The organism is Paenarthrobacter sp. NPDC058040 (assembly GCF_042885775.1).
In the GTDB taxonomy this organism is placed as follows: domain Bacteria; phylum Actinomycetota; class Actinomycetes; order Actinomycetales; family Micrococcaceae; genus Arthrobacter.
In genome coordinates, this window is the sequence record NZ_JBHVRN010000002.1 from 162,160 (window position 1) to 178,736 (window position 16,577).

The 16,577-nt window shown below is 65.3% G+C and carries 14 protein-coding genes, 1 tRNA gene and 1 other RNA gene; 13 read left to right on the top strand and 3 right to left on the bottom strand.

Annotated elements, in window-relative coordinates; all coding sequences use genetic code 11:
- Nucleotides 1–29: 29 nt before the first annotated feature.
- The gene (locus ACFVSJ_RS03590; RefSeq protein WP_387434505.1) at nt 30–3,491 is read right to left on the bottom strand and encodes a bifunctional proline dehydrogenase/L-glutamate gamma-semialdehyde dehydrogenase; all 3,462 of its coding nucleotides are present in this window, start codon (nt 3,489–3,491) and stop codon (nt 30–32) included.
- A gap of 122 nt (nt 3,492–3,613) precedes the next feature.
- Here ACFVSJ_RS03590 and ACFVSJ_RS03595 point away from each other — a divergent pair, with 122 nt between their 5' ends.
- The gene (locus ACFVSJ_RS03595) at nt 3,614–4,513 is read left to right on the top strand and encodes a LysR substrate-binding domain-containing protein (protein WP_387434507.1); all 900 of its coding nucleotides are present in this window, start codon (nt 3,614–3,616) and stop codon (nt 4,511–4,513) included.
- Nucleotides 4,514–4,556: 43 nt separating this feature from the next.
- On the opposite strand, the gene ACFVSJ_RS03600 is transcribed toward ACFVSJ_RS03595, so the two are convergent.
- Nucleotides 4,557–4,641, bottom strand: a tRNA-Ser gene (locus ACFVSJ_RS03600).
- 303 nt (nt 4,642–4,944) lie between these two features.
- Between ACFVSJ_RS03600 and ACFVSJ_RS03605 the strand changes: the two genes are divergently transcribed.
- Nucleotides 4,945–5,268, top strand: a complete 324-nt coding sequence (locus ACFVSJ_RS03605) for a hypothetical protein (RefSeq protein ID WP_387434509.1) — start codon at nt 4,945–4,947, stop codon at nt 5,266–5,268.
- A gap of 63 nt (nt 5,269–5,331) precedes the next feature.
- On the opposite strand, the gene ACFVSJ_RS03610 is transcribed toward ACFVSJ_RS03605, so the two are convergent.
- On the bottom strand, nt 5,332–5,940 hold the full coding sequence (locus tag ACFVSJ_RS03610; protein WP_387434510.1) for a recombinase family protein: 609 nt from the start codon (nt 5,938–5,940) through the stop codon (nt 5,332–5,334).
- A gap of 282 nt (nt 5,941–6,222) precedes the next feature.
- Here ACFVSJ_RS03610 and ACFVSJ_RS03615 point away from each other — a divergent pair, with 282 nt between their 5' ends.
- The 11 genes from ACFVSJ_RS03615 (at nt 6,223) to ACFVSJ_RS03665 (ending at nt 16,542) form a co-directional block, all read left to right on the top strand.
- A complete protein-coding gene (locus ACFVSJ_RS03615; protein WP_387434512.1) occupies nt 6,223–6,363 on the top strand; it encodes a keywimysin-related RiPP in 141 nt (46 codons plus the stop codon).
- A gap of 121 nt (nt 6,364–6,484) precedes the next feature.
- Nucleotides 6,485–6,619: a keywimysin-related RiPP gene (locus ACFVSJ_RS03620; protein ID WP_387434514.1), complete on the top strand. Its 135-nt coding sequence runs from the start codon at nt 6,485–6,487 to the stop codon at nt 6,617–6,619.
- A 102-nt stretch (nt 6,620–6,721) separates the two neighbouring features.
- Nucleotides 6,722–8,365: an asparagine synthase-related protein gene (locus ACFVSJ_RS03625; protein ID WP_387434517.1), complete on the top strand. Its 1,644-nt coding sequence runs from the start codon at nt 6,722–6,724 to the stop codon at nt 8,363–8,365.
- Nucleotides 8,362–8,661, top strand: coding sequence for a PqqD family protein (locus ACFVSJ_RS03630; protein ID WP_387434519.1), 300 nt, complete (start codon nt 8,362–8,364; stop codon nt 8,659–8,661). Before ACFVSJ_RS03625 ends, ACFVSJ_RS03630 begins: the two co-directional genes overlap by 4 nt.
- Nucleotides 8,658–9,080: a lasso peptide biosynthesis B2 protein gene (locus ACFVSJ_RS03635; protein WP_387434522.1), complete on the top strand. Its 423-nt coding sequence runs from the start codon at nt 8,658–8,660 to the stop codon at nt 9,078–9,080. Before ACFVSJ_RS03630 ends, ACFVSJ_RS03635 begins: the two co-directional genes overlap by 4 nt.
- Nucleotides 9,081–9,100: 20 nt before the next feature.
- Nucleotides 9,101–10,894 carry an ABC transporter ATP-binding protein gene (locus ACFVSJ_RS03640; RefSeq protein ID WP_387434525.1) on the top strand — a complete coding sequence of 598 codons (1,794 nt, stop codon included), beginning with the start codon at nt 9,101–9,103 and terminating at the stop codon, nt 10,892–10,894.
- Nucleotides 10,891–11,691 carry a hypothetical protein gene (locus tag ACFVSJ_RS03645; RefSeq protein ID WP_387434527.1) on the top strand — a complete coding sequence of 267 codons (801 nt, stop codon included), beginning with the start codon at nt 10,891–10,893 and terminating at the stop codon, nt 11,689–11,691. The genes ACFVSJ_RS03640 and ACFVSJ_RS03645 overlap by 4 nt, the downstream gene beginning before the upstream one ends.
- Nucleotides 11,692–11,718: 27 nt before the next feature.
- Nucleotides 11,719–12,435, top strand: a complete 717-nt coding sequence (locus ACFVSJ_RS03650) for an ABC transporter ATP-binding protein (protein WP_387434530.1) — start codon at nt 11,719–11,721, stop codon at nt 12,433–12,435.
- On the top strand, nt 12,432–13,229 hold the full coding sequence (locus ACFVSJ_RS03655; RefSeq protein ID WP_387434533.1) for a hypothetical protein: 798 nt from the start codon (nt 12,432–12,434) through the stop codon (nt 13,227–13,229). Before ACFVSJ_RS03650 ends, ACFVSJ_RS03655 begins: the two co-directional genes overlap by 4 nt.
- Before the next feature lie 93 nt (nt 13,230–13,322).
- Nucleotides 13,323–13,419: signal recognition particle sRNA small type (ffs, locus tag ACFVSJ_RS03660), an RNA gene on the top strand.
- A 33-nt stretch (nt 13,420–13,452) separates the two neighbouring features.
- The gene (locus ACFVSJ_RS03665) at nt 13,453–16,542 is read left to right on the top strand and encodes a DNA polymerase III subunit gamma and tau (RefSeq protein WP_387434535.1); all 3,090 of its coding nucleotides are present in this window, start codon (nt 13,453–13,455) and stop codon (nt 16,540–16,542) included.
- Nucleotides 16,543–16,577: the final 35 nt, after the last annotated feature.

A 16,577-nucleotide genomic window follows, 5' to 3' on the forward strand; every position in this document is an offset into this window, starting at 1 on the left:
CCCCCCGACCGGGAGCCAACCCCTTGAAGTCAGATCAGGTGGTCCGAGAGGTGGTTCGGGGTGCCGAAGCGGTGGGCGGTGATGGAGACTGCTTGTTCGCGGAGGAACGGGAGCATTTCGATCCGGCCGGCCTGGGTCACAGCGCCGTGGTACACCGCGATGTCGGGACGGCCACCAGTCGCCGCGCTCAGCGCGGTGAAGTCGCCACCGATCAGGCGGATGCGGCCGCCGTCGAACTTTCCTGCGCGCGCCAGCCAAGCGGCGTCGTCCTCAACCCGCACGCTGACGCCCAGGTTCGCGAAGACGCCAACCACAGCGTCAGGAAGCACGACGGCGGAGCTCACCGTGAGCGCCGAGCCAGCCACGGCACCTGCAGCCACAACCCGCAACAGGTCCGCGAGCCGCTCGCCTTCGGAGAGACGGACGGTCACCGGGAGGGAACGGTAACGGAAGACGTTGCGCTCTGCGGAGAGGGCGGAGACGTCCTTGCGGGTACCGAACTCGGATTCCCAGGCTGCGGCATCGCTGAAGAGTGCCCGCTGGAGGGTTTGCAATTCCTCGGCGGTCACGTCCGCAGACTTCGCTGCCGCGAGGATCTGCGAGGCAGCGCCCTGGAGGACCGTGCCGCGCTGGGCCTTGGCCTCGGCGGGGAGCCAGCTGCCCAGGCCGATCAGGTAGTTCGGTCCACCGGCCTTGGTTCCGGCGCCGACTGCCGACTTCTTCCAGCCACCGAACGGCTGGCGCTGGACAATCGCGCCGGTGATGCCGCGGTTGACGTACAGGTTGCCGGCCTGGATGGTGTCCAGCCATACGCCCATTTCAGCGGAGTCCAGCGAGTGCAGGCCGGCGGTGAGGCCGTACTCGATCTCGTTCTGGATGGCGATGGCTTCTTCAAGCGTCTCCGCTGTCATGACGCCGAGGACCGGGCCGAAGAACTCGGTCAAGTGGAAGTAGGAGCCACGCTTGACGCCCGAACGGATGCCCGGGGACCACAAGCGTCCGGTGTCGTCGAGGCGCTCGGGCTTGATGGCCCAGGTTTCGCCGTCGCCGAGGGTGGTGAGGGCGTTGAGGAGCTTGCCGTTGGCGGGCTCGATGATCGGGCCCATCTGCGTGGTGGCGTTCTCCGGGTAGCCCACGGTCAGCGAGCGGGCGGCGTCGACGAGCTGGTTGTGGAAGCGCTTGGACTTCGCTACCGAGCCAACGAGGATCACCAGGGATGCGGCCGAGCACTTCTGGCCGGCGTGGCCGAATGCCGAGTACACCACGTCCTTGGCAGCGAGGTCCAGGTCAGCGCTGGGGGTGACGATGATCGCGTTCTTGCCGGAAGTCTCGGCGAGCAGCGGCAGGTCCTGGCGGAAGGAACGGAAAAGCTCGGCCGTCTCGTACCCACCGGTGAGGATCACGCGGTCAACGCTCGGGTGCGAGACCAGCTGCGTGCCAAGGTCCCGCTCTTCGAGCTGGACGAGTGCCAGCACTTCGCGCGGCACGCCGGCTTCCCAGAGGGCATCCACCATCACGGAACCGGAGCGCCGGGCCTGCTTGGCAGGCTTGATGACGACGGCGGAGCCTGAGGCCAGTGCCGCGAGCGTCGAGCCCGCGGGGATCGCCACCGGGAAGTTCCACGGCGGGGTCACCACGGTGAGGTTCGCTGGGACGAACGTGGCGCCGTCGACCGTTTCCAGGTCCTTGGCGCGCTCGGCGTAGTAGTGGGCGAAGTCGATGGCTTCGCTGACTTCCGGGTCGCCCTGGTCGATGGTCTTGCCGGTTTCGGACGCCATGACCTCGAGGAGCTCGGCGCGACGGGCCTCGAGGACCTCGCCGGCGCGGTGCAGGATGGCTGCGCGTTCGGACGCTGGTCGGGCGCCCCAGGCCTTGCCGGCATCCACGGCTGCGGTGATGATGCGCTCAAGCTCAGCGGCGTCGGAGACCTTGGTGGACTCGACGATCTTGTTGCCGGCGGTGGAGCCCGGGATCCGCTTGAGGATCTCGCGGCCCCAGATGCGGTTGGCCGGCAGGGCAGGGTCGGTGTCCGGGGTGTTGCGGAAGCCCTCGGTGGGTGCGGGCTCGGCGGGCAGGCGGCGGTCCTGTTTGCGGTTGGGGCCGGGCACTGCATCCGTGAGCTGGGCCAGGGAGTTGAGGAAGCGCTTCTTTTCGCGTTCGAACAACGGTTCATTCTCACTGAGTTCGAAGACGGCGGACATGAAGTTTTCCTGGCTGGCGCCTTCCTCCAGGCGGCGGATCAGGTAGGCGATGGCAACGTCGAATTCACCGGGGTGCACCACGGGCGTGTACAGGAGCAGGCTGCCCACGTCCTTGCGGACCGCGGTGGCCTGGCCGGTAGCCATGCCCAGGAGCATCTCGAATTCGATGCCTTCCGTGACCCCGCGCTGCTTGGCCAGGAGCCAAGCAAAGGCGACGTCGAACAGGTTGTGTCCGGCAACGCCGATGCGGACAGCATCCACGTGCTCGGGGGTCAGCGCGTAGTTGATGACGCTCTTGTAGCTGGTGTCGGAGTCCTGCTTGGTGCCCCACGTAGCCAGCGGCCAGTCGTGGAGGGAGGCTTCCACCTGTTCCATGGGAAGGTTGGCGCCCTTCACCACACGGACCTTGATGGGAGCCCCTCCCTGGGCGCGGCGTGCCGCTGCCCATTCCTGCAGTTCCTGCATGGCGGCCAGGGCGTCCGGGAGGTAGGCCTGCAGCACGATGCCTGCCTCAAGGTTCTTGAACTCAGGCATGTCCAGGATCCGCTTGAAGACGGCGATGGTCATGCTGAGGTCCTTGTACTCCTCCATGTCCAGGTTGATGAACTTGGGCTTGGCGAAGGACGCGGCGAGTCGGTAGAGCGGGGTGAGCTTCTCCACCACGTGGTTGACGGCTTCGTCAAAGGCCCACGGCGAGTGCGGAGCAACGGTGGAGGATTCCTTGATGGAGACGTAGTCCACGTCCTCTCGGGCAAGGAGCTTGAACGTTCCGTCGAGGCGGCGTTGTACCTCGTGTTCACCGAGCACGGCTTCGCCCAGGAGATTCACATTCAGGTGGACGCCGTCCTGGCGGATCTTGGAAATGGCCGGTCCGAGCTTGGCGTCGGTGGCGTCGACGATCAGGTGGCCCACCATTTCGCGGAGCACGCGGCGGGCAATGGGAATGACAACCTGGGGCATGACCGGAGCCATGACGCCACCCAAGCGGACCGCACTGCGCATGTACCACGGCAGGAACGTGGGCACCTTGGGAGCGAGCTCGGCGAGTTTCCGGGCGGCGACCGACAGATCCTCAGGGCGGATGACGCCGTCGACGAATCCAACCGTGAAGTCCAGGCCGTTCGGGTCCTTCAGGACGCCGGCGAGGCGCTGGGCGGATACGTCCACGGGGATCTTGCTGGCTTCGGTCAGCCAGTGGCGGACCAAGGCAATGGCTTCCTCGGCCAGCGCGTCGAACTGCCCGGAGTCCTGGCTGCGCGGGGTGGTGGCATCCGGGAGGGTGCTGGTCATGGGGGCTCCTTCGGGGCGGAGAAGTTTGTTTGTTTCCATCAGTATGGATCTACAATCCCATTAGGAAAAGCGATCTTTTCTGACGAATATTCATTAGTCATCCCGAAGTTTTGGAGGCCGCCGTGCTGGACGTCCGCAGGCTCCGTTTACTGCACGAATTGAAGATCCGGGGAACGCTGGCGGAGGTGGCCGATGCCATGCAGTACAGCCCCTCCTCGGTGTCCCAACAGCTCACCCTCCTGGAGAAGGAAGCCGGCGTGGAGCTGCTCCGGAAAGCAGGGCGCCGCGTGCAGCTCACCCCGCAGGCGGAGATCCTCGTGGCGCACACCGCAGCCCTCCTGGAAACGCTGGAGCGGGCGGAAACCGAGCTCGCGGCGTCGTTGTCCACCGTGACCGGAACAGTCAGTCTTGCGGTCTTCCAGTCCGCTGCCCTGGCCCTGCTCCCCGACTTCTTGACGATCATGCGGCAGGAGTACCCCGAGGTCCGGGTTGAGATGACGCAGCGGGAGCCGGAAACCGCACTCTACGAAACGTGGGCACGCGACTTCGACATTGTGGTGGCTGAGCAATACCCCGGACACGCAGCACCCCACCACCCTGGCCTCGACCGGGCAACCTTGACCAGCGACGCCATCCGCCTGGCCACTCCCCCGACGGGATTGGGCGGGGAGCGTGTTGCTTCGATCGAAGACACGGCATCGATGCCCTGGGTGATGGAACCCCGCGGCGCCGCCTCACGGCATTGGGCCGAACAGGCCTGCCGATCCGCAGGGTTCGAGCCGGACGTGCGCTACGAAACCGCCGACCTCCAAGCGCAGATCCGACTTATCGAATCCGGAAATGCCGTGGCACTGATGCCGGACCTCGTTTGGACCGGGATGAAGCGGCCGGTCCAGTTGCTCGAACTGCCCGGCCTGCCGCAACGGACCATCTTCACGTCCACGCGGACAGCCGGCCGCATCCACCCGGCGATCCTGGCATGCCGCGAGGTCCTGGAACGGGTAGCGGCGTCGCACCGGTAGCGAATACGCAAAAGGCCCCGGTCCAAGGGACCGGGGCCAACCGCGGAGAATGGGGGATTTGAACCCCCGAGGGCGTTAACCCAACACGCGTTCCAGGCGTGCGCCATAGGCCGCTAGGCGAATTCTCCTTGCTTCCGATTCGAAAGCAGATACCACTGTACCCGAGAATTTCAGCATCGCCCAATCGGGGGCTGGCCCTCACATCACGGACCGCTCCAGGCGCGGTCCTTAACGAAAAAATGGACGCCCCCAACGCGCCCATTCTTGCGGTATCACCGTTGAGCTGCCGGGTCCGGCCCCTCTTGCCCAGGCCCCGCAGCTCACAATCTGGAAATTGCCCCAATCGGTGTACATACTTATGGTCCGCTGTGACTCCCGGATATGCAATGGTTTGGACCCCATTTCGGGTTCTTTACTGACAGGATGTGCCCATGACGCAACTACACGTCCTGGTCGTCTACGTGCCTGTTGACCACGTCAGCGTGGTTCTGAGTGCCCTTGGAGACGCCGGTGCGGGCCGGATCGGAGACTATTCGCATTGCGCCTTCACGTCCCTGGGGACCGGCCATTTCACCCCTCTGGCCGGGGCCCAGCCCTTCATCGGTGAAGTGGGCGTGGCGGAGCAGGTGCCTGAGGTCCGGGTTGAGAGCGTGGTTTCCGCTGACGTGCTCGACGGCGTGGTGCTGGCTTTGCGGGCAGCACACCCATACGAGGAACCGGCTTTCATGACCTGGCCGGTACAGGGGTGGCGGTGAGGGTCTGGGCCCCCACATCCGGGGATTCGCCTGCTTGGTGCTTTCGGATTCACAGCCGGACCGCTACGGCGGGCCGCCGCCCAAAGCCCTCGCGACGGTGGAGATACTGACGCCCAGCGTGCTGGCGATTTCGCCCAGGGTCATTTTCTTGCGCCTGAGGTCGCGGGCTGCCTCCAATTTGTTCTGAGTCATCGCTGGAGGCCGCCCGCCAAGCCGACCCCGGGCACGCGCTGCGTTCAGCCCGGCCCTGGTGCGTTCGGACATCCTGTTGCGTTCGTATCTGCCAATCGATTCGAAGATCTCAAGGATCAACTGACCACGCGGACTGCCAGTGTCCAGCCACGATTCGGCCAAGGCCCGGAACCTGATGCCTCTTTCCGCGAGCGAGGCAACGATGCCGGCGAGATCTACCGCGCTGCGGCCCAGGCGCGACAGGTCACTGACCAAGAGCGTGTCACCGCTCTTCAGGTCCGCAACGCAGGCCCGCCATTGCTCCCTGATTTCAGTCGCTCCCGAAGCCCGGTCCTGGTAGACCTTCACCGCTCCCGCAGCCTTGAGGGCAGCGATCTGGCACGAAAGCGATGGACCCACCGTCCCTTCCCTCGCGTAACCAACCGAAATATTTCCTTCCAACAATTTCCCGAAAACCTCCCTTTCTTGGGTTTTTCGCATTTTGATTCAGAGAACGAGTTTTGACATTAAGAACCTCTTCTTTCAAGCGTGTGAAACCGGCGGGAAGTTTCGTTGGCAGAAATCGACTTAAGAAGCTAGCTTCCAAGGCCGCGGACGGAAACCAGGCAGGGCCTCCGCACGGCCAGTATGGCACATGGCGAACAATGAACCACGTATTCCTCAAAGAACCGGCCTCCGCGGATTTGTCGCAATATCGGGGAATGACGATACTCAATTCACATCGGACACTCCGTCCGATGAATCTCTTCCTCGAAAGGATGGATGACGATGGAAAACACATATTCGGCTCCCCGCATTGCACGCGCAGGGTCATTCCGGAAAGTCACCAACGGCCTCTGGTGCGGCCGCTACCGCGACCTCTTTGGTGGCCGCTCACTCTTCAAGCTCCACTGCTGCTGCTAATACCGGCAGGAAATTCCGGCCAGGGGGATACACCATTCGTTTCCCCTGACGCATTCCGAAAATACCCGCCCCGCGGCCGGCGAATCCACCGGCCCTGAAGTCCGTGGAGAGGAGGAGGACGATGACAGGAAACACCTATTCCGCACCGCGCATTGCCCCGGTCGGTTCATTCCGCAAGGTCACCAACGGCTATTGGTTCGGACGTTGGCGCGACATCTTCGGTGGTCGTGCATTCATAAAGGTCACCATCGGCTAATCCGCATCAGGCCGTTCAAGCGGGGACCTCCTGCTCACCGGGGAGGTCCCCGCCGCATCCCCTACTCCCAGCTCCAACGATTCCGCAGGTGGCACCGATTCAATGCATGAATTCTTCCTCCCCCTCAGCAATTCCGGTTCCGGGGCGACCGGCGGCGTGACGTTGCCACCTGAGGCTGACAATGTCACTGTCCTCGATCCGAAGCTGGCGGCCGGAACCTCGAGTCGCGATGCCCCCTCCGGTAAGCCGTTGCCGCGCTACGCCCCTTTCGCGTACGGCACGCTTTCCACGTCCAGGACCATCTACTGGACGGACATCAAAGGAACCCCTGTCGCCTCTACCTCCCAAGGTGCCCTGCGCCATTTGGCCCGGAAACCGCTCGACGAAAACCGCATCCGGCTGGCCCTGTGCACCAACCTGCCCGGCTTTCTACGTCACCTGCCGTATTGGGAAGGCATTAATGTTGTCCCCCCGGGCTCTGCGTTGACCTTCTCCGAGGGCCGCGCACGGATCGTTAGGCACGCCGCCCCTCTGCCTGCGCCTCTGTCCGGACTGCCCGAGGCCGCGGACGCCCTCGCGGCAACGCTCAGGCGTTCACTTGAGGAGAGTGTGGCCTCACGCGGACCGGTGAGTGCCGATGTCTCCGGCGGCATGGATTGCACAAGCCTGGCATTCCTCCTGGACCGCCTCCAGGAGAAGAGCTACTACTACCACGCCGGCACGGACGACCCGCAGAACCGCGATTCCGAGTACGCGAGACGGGCAGCCGGCGGGTTGCGGGGCCGGCTCATCGAACTGGACTCCCTCACGGCTACCTCGGCCGCATTCGGTGAACCGGACAAGAACATTGCGGTGCTCGACGACGGCCCCCTCGCTTGGGCGGGCAACTCGCGGCACCTCGGATCGCTGCTCATCGACGCAGCAGGACGCGGCGTCCGGACACACCTCACGGGTATCGGCGGCGACGAACTGTTCGATCCCCTCCCGGCCATGGCCTTGGGGCTCCTCTCCTCGTCGTCGTGGAGAACCGGCATCCGCGTTCTCCGCCGGCTCGGGAAAATGCAGCGCTGGCCGGCCCTTGCCTTGGGACGGGCAGTGGGCTCAAAGGTGGACTTTGGAACCGAGATGCTGCGAAAGGCCGACCATCCCTGCAATTCCGTCGCTGGACCTGGCGAAGCCTTTTCGTGGGCGCCGGGCTTTGGCCTCTCGCGGTTCGCCACCCGGGAGACCAAGGAAGTGGTCGCCTACAAAGTGCGGGAGGGGCTCCAACAAGGAGCCCGCCCCCACCACGCTGACCGGTTCCGGCACCAAATGACCGAGTCGTTGATGTTCCAGGGCGAGATTGCCCGTCAGGTGAATCATGCGTACGGACACCTGGGCGTTTCGTGGGAAGCGCCTTTCCTCGACGACGAGGTGGTCCGCCTGGTCCTCAGCCTGCCCGCCGACACGCTCCTGGGTGCCAAGGAAAACAAGCCCCTCCTTGCACGAGCCACTGAGGGCGTGGTTCCCCGATGGATCTTCACGCGGGAAGACAAAGGCGAGTACAGCTCAGATCTCTTCAGCGAATTCAAGGCCAGGCGTCGCGAGCTGTCAAAGCTCTTCGACGACAGTTACCTCGTGGACATGGGGCACGTCGACCCTACAGCGGTTCGGACAGCGCTCAGCATGCCGGTGATCGGGACGGACGAACTTTTTGAGCTGGAACACCTGGCCAGCGTGGAGAGATGGATAAGGAGACTCCGATGAGGAAATCAGCGGGAAAAATCATCGATGCGGACGCTTTTGAACTCGCGCCACAGCTGACGTTCAACCTCGACGACGACGGCCTGACAGTTTTCGACGCGCGCGGCGGTATGTATTGGCGCGGGAACGCCACCGCTGGAAATGTCATGGAAGGGGTCCGGCAGAAGATTCCGGTGGGCGATGTCATCAAAGATATTGAACAGGCCTACGGCGTGGATGCCGCACGCGTCCGCGCGGACGTCCATGCACTGCTCGACGAACTGCACCGGAACGGAATCGTCCGGCGGGTCCGCCCATGAGCCTGCCCATCGCTCCCCAGCCCGCGGTCCGGTCCCAAGGCCTGTCCCTGATTCGTACGAAGGTCATCGTTGCCCTTGCGTGGCCCATGACTTTGCTGCCCCCGGCGCTGCTCCAAGCCATCTTCCGGACCATTGCGCACCCCAAACGTGCCACTGAGTATGGCCAGGCGCGGCGCATCCGGGCAGCTGTGTGCGCCGTAAGTTCACGGTGCGCGGGCGAAGGCTGCCTGCAACGCTCCATCGCCGCGTTTTTGTTGTGCCGCGCGGAAGGGCATTCCCCCGGATGGAAAACGGGCTATCGACTGGAGCCGTTTACGGCCCACGCCTGGATTGAAGTGGATGGCGAGCCTGTGGATGAACCACTGGTCATCCGCAGTTACATCCCGGTACTGTCCGTCGGCCAGCCGGCAGCCGCGTAATGCCGTCGGGAAACCAGACCGTGCCCTCGCGTCGCGCCGGGTTGGCCGAACTGTTCCGTCACGTGGCTGTTCAACGGCGCCTTCTGGTGCTGATCGTGGTCCTGAGCCTCGTGGGGTCCGGGCTCTCCCTGGCCCAGCCGCTGTTGGTACGCGATGTCATCGACCGCGTCACCAAATCCCAACCGTTGGAACTCCTGCCGTGGCTTGTGGGCGGGCTGATCGTACTGGGTGGCGTCTTGGGCGGCCTCAACCAGTATTTGATCCAGCGCGCCGCAGAGACCGCCATCCGGAGATCCCGGTACGGCTTGATCCACCACATCCTCCACCTCCCGGTCTCCACTCTGGACCAACGCCGTGCCGGTGACCTGGTTGCACGCGTCACCACCGACACCACAGTGGTCCGCAACATGCTGAGCCAAGGCTTCATCGAATCGTTCGCGGGTGTCTTTACTGCCATCGGCGCGCTCGTCTCCATGTTCCTCCTGGACCCGATCCTCCTCCTCATCGCGGCTGGGGCTGCGGTTGCCGCCGTCGTGGCCGTTGTGTGGGTCACCTCGCACGTCGAACGGGCAAGCCTTGGCGTGCAGAACGCCCTGGGCACGCTGGCTGCCTCCATGGACAGGGCCATCCGGGCCACCCGAACTGTCCGGGCTGCGAACGCAAGCGCCCGGGAGGTCGGGCGGGTCCAGGACGATGCCAATGCCGTGTGGAAGGTCGGGCTCAAGGTTGCGGCGACAACCGCGTTGGTTTCGCCGATCTCCTCCATCTCCATGCAGGCAACCTTCCTGGCGGTTATCGGGGTGGGCGGCTTGAGGGTGGCGTCCGGAGATCTGACCGTTGCGGACCTCGTATCCTTCATCCTCTTCCTGTTCCTGCTGATCGTGCCGCTCGGCCAGCTCTTCGGAACCGTGAGCGCCGTTGGCGAAGCACTGGGTGGAGTCGCCCGGATCAACGAGGTCCTGTCCCTCCCCGTCGAGGAAGACGGCCCACGCCGCAGCGGTTCGCACACGATTGGCGATGCGGGACTGGTGTTCGACGGCGTTGGTTTCGGCTACCCCCACGATTCCGCGGAAGTGCCCCCGCCGAACCGGCGGCAGACCCTCAGCAGTGTTTCTTTCCGCATCGAGCCCGGGCAGCGGGTTGCCATCGTGGGCCCGTCGGGAGCAGGAAAGAGCACCATCCTGAACCTGATCGCACGGTTCTACGACGCCTCGGAGGGTCGTATCCTGTTCGGCGGTGCCGATGTCGAAGCCACCACCAGGAGGGCAGTCCGTTCGAGAATTGCCTACGTCGAACAGGACGCGCCTGCGCTTGCGGGAACTATTCGCGACAACCTGGCCCTGGGGAATCCCGATGCGAGTGATGAGGACATGGTGACCCTCCTGGAGCAGCTGAATCTGGGGTCGATCCTCAGCAGGTCGGAACTCGGCCTGGACGCGGAGATCGGCGAGGGCGCGGTGCTGCTCTCCGGAGGCGAGCGCCAGAGGATTGCCGTAGCCCGGGCGTTGTTGGGAAGTCCGGCGATGCTGATCCTGGACGAATCAACTTCCAACCTCGATGGGGTCAGCGAGGAGAAGGTCCAAGAGATCATCGCTGAACGTTCCGAGGGCTGCACGCTGGTGGTCGTTGCCCATCGTTTGGCAACCGTGCAGGGCTCGGATCTGATCCTGGTGCTGGACCAAGGCCGCGTAGTGGCCCGCGGGACGCATCCGGAGTTGCTCCGGGATTCGACGCTGTACAGGGAACTCGCCGCCAACCAGTTCATAGCCAACGGCCCGGACCATGCTGCCATCACCCAGGGATCCCAGGCATGACTGGTCCCCGCCGGCTGTGGGCCGTGGCCACCGCTCGGGCGTTTCGAGCGGAGACCACCAAGCTCCTGACGCTGCCCCTGTTCCTCTACGCCGCGGCAGGAAGCGTGGTACTGACGGTGGGCCTGTCCTGGATCCTGACGTCGCTGGTGGCATCGGCACTCCAGGGCGGACGGCCCAAGGATGCCGGCGGCTTGGAGGCCGGCATCGCCTTCCTGTCCATCCTTCATTTCGGCCAGATCGGTGTGATCCTCCTGGGCGCCTGGGTGGTCCACCAGGAAGCCGGTTCCGGATCACTTCGGAGCACCTTGGTGGCAGTTCCACAGCGCGCGTCGGTCTTTGCCGCGAAAGCGCTGCTCGTCTTTACCGGCGCACTGCTGACCGCAATCCCCAGCGTCTTCGGTGCCGCAGGGATCCGCTGCACGGTGATCGACTGTGGCGCCGACAACAACCGGATAGCGCCCGATCCGGCGTCTTCTGCCGGAATCCTCTGGGGCGTGGTCCTCTACTGGACGCTGATTGCCTTGTTAACGTACGCCCTTTCCGTGGCCCTCCGCAGCGGGCTGGCGGCCATGGGCAGCGTCCTGGCTTTGGTCCTGGTTGTCTCAACCTTCCTGCTTCCCATCACCCGTGCGGCCCGGTTCCTCCCGGACCAAGCCGGCGCCCAGCTCTACCAGCATGCGCCGCAGCCTCCCGATGCCTTGGGAGCGCTGGGAGGCGGCTTGGTCCTTCTTGCCTGGGTCATTGTTGCCATGACGATGGCCTGCATCCTGTTCAGCCGCCACCCGGTCCGAAGCTAAGATCCAAGCCCGCAAGAGGAGAGCCAAGTGATTGAAATCAAGAACCTGTGCAAACGCTACGGGAAGTCGAACGGTATAGAGGACGTCAGCCTTGTGGCAGAACCGGGGAAGGTGACCGCTTTCCTCGGGCCCAATGGTGCCGGCAAGTCGACGACGTTCCGCCTCCTTTTGGGTCTGGACCGTCAGGACAGCGGCTCGGCGTTGATCGAAGGAAGGCCCTATCGGGAGTTCGAATCACCCCTGTGGACCATTGGCGTCCAGTTTGATGGGTCCGGCGCACACAAGGGGCGGACGGCCCGCGCCCACCTGACGTGGATGGCGCAGTCCAATGGAATTGCTCTCTCACGCATCGACGAGGTCCTGGAGATGGTGGGCCTGAAGGAGGCGGCCGGGAAGCGCGTCGGCAAGTACTCCCTGGGCATGGGTCAAAGGCTTGGCATTGCAGCAGCCCTCCTCGGGGATCCCCGGATCGTGGTGCTCGACGAACCCACGAACGGCCTGGACCCGGACGGTATCCGGTGGATCCGGATCCTCCTGCGCAGCCTCGCCGAGGCAGGGAAAACCGTCCTGGTGTCGAGCCACCTGATCAACGAGGTTGAGCACGTAGCCGACCACGTGGCGGTCATTGCGCAAGGCCGTATTGTGCGATCGGGGACGGTGGCGGACCTCGTCGCCGGATACCCGGACCTTGAGACAGCGTATTTCGGGTTGACCGGCCGCCCGGGTTCCGGGGGTGCCTTGTGAACGCTCCCCACATCGCCCGGGGCCGGCCCCGGCTGCTGCAGTCGGAACTCACCAAACTCATCACGCTGCGGCCGGTCTGGATCACCGCCCTGGTGACCTTCGTCGTCGTCGTTCTTATGGGTTGGTCCCAAGCGGGTCCCGTCGGGGATTCGCTGAGGAGCAACGACCCGGAACTTGCTCCGGGGGCGAGCCCGGCAACCGTCGGTTTCGACTGGGTGGCGTTGGGGCTGATCGGGATCATCGTCATTGGCGTAACGGCCGCTAGCAGCGAATTCGTGTCCGGCCAGGTCCGTTCCAGCGTGCTGGCGGTCCCCTTCCGGGGACGGCTGTACGGGGCAAAGTGCGGGGCTCTCCTGCTTTCGGTTAGCGCCTTTGGCCTCCTGACCATCCCGCTCTTGAGCTTGCTTTCCCAAGCGGCCATTGGCGATCTGTCAGTGATGACGCACGGCAATCCCGCCGATCTGGTCCTGCGTTGGCTGGGAGCGGTTCTCTGTTGGGACGCCACTGCCCTCATAGGATTCTCGCTGGCAATACTGCTCAAACAGTCGCTGATTCCCTTGTTTGTCCATATTGTCGTGTCGCAGCTCTCGCTGCTGTTGCTCTTGCTGGGGCCGGCTCTTGCCTATCTGCCGACCATCGCCGGCCTCCAGCTTTTCGACCCGGGCCTGGTCACCGGTTCGTACCCGGACGCAGCACTCAGCCTTCCTGCGGCGGCCGCCGCAACTGTTGTCTGGACGGCGGGCTTGCTGGCCCTCGCCGGTTGGAGGTTTGTTGCCCGGGACGTCCGGAACTAGCCGGTGCAGCGGCCCCGGCCACCCGCCGTCGGACGTTTTCCACACCCCCCACCAGCCGATTCGGACCCCGAAGTAAGTTCGGGTAAGCTTGTCGACGGCCCCTCATGTGGCGTCATCCTGTTGAACTCCCCCAGGACCGGAAGGTAGCAAGGGTAGATGGGCTCTGGCGGGTGCATGAGGGGTCTCTTATTTAAATGTCAGTCCCTATAGGTAGGTTTCCCCTGTGACTGTTACAACTGCCCTGTACCGACGCTACCGCCCGGACTCTTTCGCGGACGTTATCGGGCAGGAACATGTCACGGAGCCGTTGATGACGGCGCTGCGCAAGAACCGCGTAAACCACGCCTACCTGTTCTCCGGCCCCCGCGGTTGCGGCAAGACCACCTCCGCGCGAATCCTTGCGCGCTGCCTGAACTGCGCCGAGGGCCCCACGGATACCCCCTGCGGCACGTGCCCGAGTTGCGTTGAGCTGGCACGTGGCGGTTCGGGTTCCCTGGACGTCATCGAGATCGACGCCGCCAGCCACGGTGGCGTGGACGACGCCCGGGACCTCCGCGAGCGCGCTACTTTCGCCCCGGTACGGGACCGCTACAAGATCTTCATCATCGACGAAGCCCACATGGTCACGTCCGCCGGCTTCAACGCACTGCTCAAGATCGTCGAAGAGCCGCCGGAACACATCAAATTCATCTTCGCCACCACCGAGCCGGACAAGGTGATCGGGACCATCCGTTCCCGCACGCACCATTACCCATTCCGATTGGTGCCGCCCGAACCGCTCATGAAGTACCTGGAACTGCTCTGCAACCAGGAAAACGTGCCTGTAGCTCCCGGGGTGTTGTCGCTGGTGATCCGCGCCGGCGGCGGTTCTGTGCGTGACTCCTTGTCCGTCCTGGATCAGCTCATGGCCGGCGCCGGCCCCAACGGACTGGACTACGAGCTCGCCGTGGCACTGCTCGGCTACACCCATGCTTCGCTGCTGGACGACGTCGTTGATGCCGTGGCAGCTGCCGACGCCGCCACCGTATTCCGCGCCGTGGACCGCGTGATCCAAACAGGGCACGATCCCCGGCGCTTCGTCGAGGACCTGCTGGAGCGTTTCCGCGATCTCATCATCGTCCAGGCCATGCCGGAAAGCGCCCAGGCGATCCTCCGCGGGATGCCCGAGGACCAGATCGCCCGGATGCGCAACCAGGCCACCAACCTGGGTGCCGCCGAGCTCTCCCGCGCCGCCGATGTCACCAACACCGCGCTCACCGAGATGACAGGCGCCACCTCCCCGCGCCTTCACCTGGAACTGCTCTGCGCCCGCATCCTGCTGCCCAGCTCCGAGCAGACAGAACGGGGAATCGCCGCGCGCATCGACCGCGTGGAACGCCGCCTGAACTACGCGGGCGACGCCGGGATCCCGGCAAGCGCCGTCACGGCACCTTCGGCGGGGGCTGCTTCAGGCGCCCAAGCACCGGCACCCCACGCTGCGCCCGAACCGCAGGCGGCAGCGCCTGCTGCCGCTGGTCCCCGGGCCACGCCGCACCAAGCCGCCGCTGCCCCGGCCGCTCCAGCGGCGTCGGCCCCAGCGCAAGACCCTGCCGCAGAAACCCGTTCGCCGTTGACGGCCCCTCGGGTATCCACCAACGACTGGCCGGTCGAGGATCGCACGGCCACTACGGCCCCATCGCAGGCTCCCGCGGTAACGCCGAGCCCAGCAGCATCGCCAGCCACTGCCCCGGCGGCCCAAGCTGCGGCCCCGGCGGCCCAAGCTGTGGCCCCGGCGGCCCAAGCCACTGCCCCGGCCGGCGCCGGCGATGTCGAGGCCCTGCGCCGGGCCTGGCCTGAGGTGCTGCAAACCCTCACCAAGATCAAGCGCAGTACCTGGGCCCTCGTGGAACCGAATGCCCAGGTTGCACAGTTCGACGGCCAGGTCCTCACCTTGGCCTTCACCACGGGTGGCCTGGCTGGCGCGTTCGGCCGCGCTGACCATTCGGAGAATCTTCGCCAGGCGATCCACAAAACCATCGGTATCGATTGCCAGATCGTGGCAGTCGCTGGCGGCAACAGCTCAGCGAGCTCTGAGCCAAACCCAAAAGCGCCTACTAGCCGGGAAATCCCGGCGTCGCCTGCTCCGACACCGGCACCAGCACCAGCACCAACACCAGCACCGCCCAGTGCCGTGTCGGCCGTGGACTCAGCTTGGGGACTCGCGCCCGCAGGATCTACGCATGCCGGAACCACAAACCCCACCGACGCTGCGCACCGCACGGAAGCCACGGCACCCGTCAGTGTAGAAGCCTCCACCGTGCCGGCCGGGAACCCAGCCACCGCGGGAGCGCCGCGCCCCACGTGGCCGTCGCTTAACGCAAACAGCGAGGCTTCGCCCACCCCTGCCCCGCAGGCACCAGGCGCTGCCATGCCGGGCGAAGCTCCGGCCCAGCCCGAAGCACCAGCACCAGCACCAGCCCCACAGTCCGCCGGCGATTATTCCTACCCCGACGACGATTGGGGTCCCCCGCTCGACGAGGACGCCCCACCGCTGGATGAAGAGCCCCCAGCAGACTGGGAACCCTCCCCACGCTTCAGCGCCCCGCCAACTGGACCGGCGCCAACGGCATCGGCGCCAGCAACACCGGCACCAACGGCCGCCCCAGCTGCACAGCCCAGCCCCGACGCCGCCCAAGGAGCCGTGCCACAGGGTGCCGCGCCCCAGGCGCACACCCCCGAGGACCCTTGGTCCCGGGCCGTCGAGCACGCCCCTGGCACGTGGGTGGTCGGCACGGAATCGAACGTGGGCACCAAGGCCAGCAAGCCCGCCGAAGAGACAGCAGCGGCCACGGTCGCGGACTACGAACCGGCAGCCGCCCAGGTACCCGAAACCTCGGAGTACGGCCGCCCAAGCAATGGCGAACAAGCCGGACCGTCGGGCTGGGACGTCGCTCCGGCGTCGAGCTGGCCCGGAACCGGAACTGCGCAGGCCCAAGCGCCCGCAGCCTGGCCGTCACTGGCGGCGTCTGCAGAGCCAGAGCAAGCGCGGGGCTCCGTTGCGACGCTGGAGGAGGGTGCGCCGTCGGGCGTTTCACCGGCCAAGCAAAGCCTGTACCAGCGCCTGACCAACAGCCCGGAAGCCCAAATGGGCCGGGTACAGGCGCCTGTCCGCACGCAGGCACAGCAAGAGCCTGCACCCGATGACATTCCGAGTCCGGAAGACGAAACCATCGAGGAATCGCGGGTGTTTGGGCGCGCCGCCGTGGAGCGTATTCTGGGCGGAAAGCTGATCGAGGAACGGGCCCTGGACGGCTCGCCCCTCCACACCCGCTGACGGGAAGCGCCAGCCGGGCACCCCTGCCCATCAAT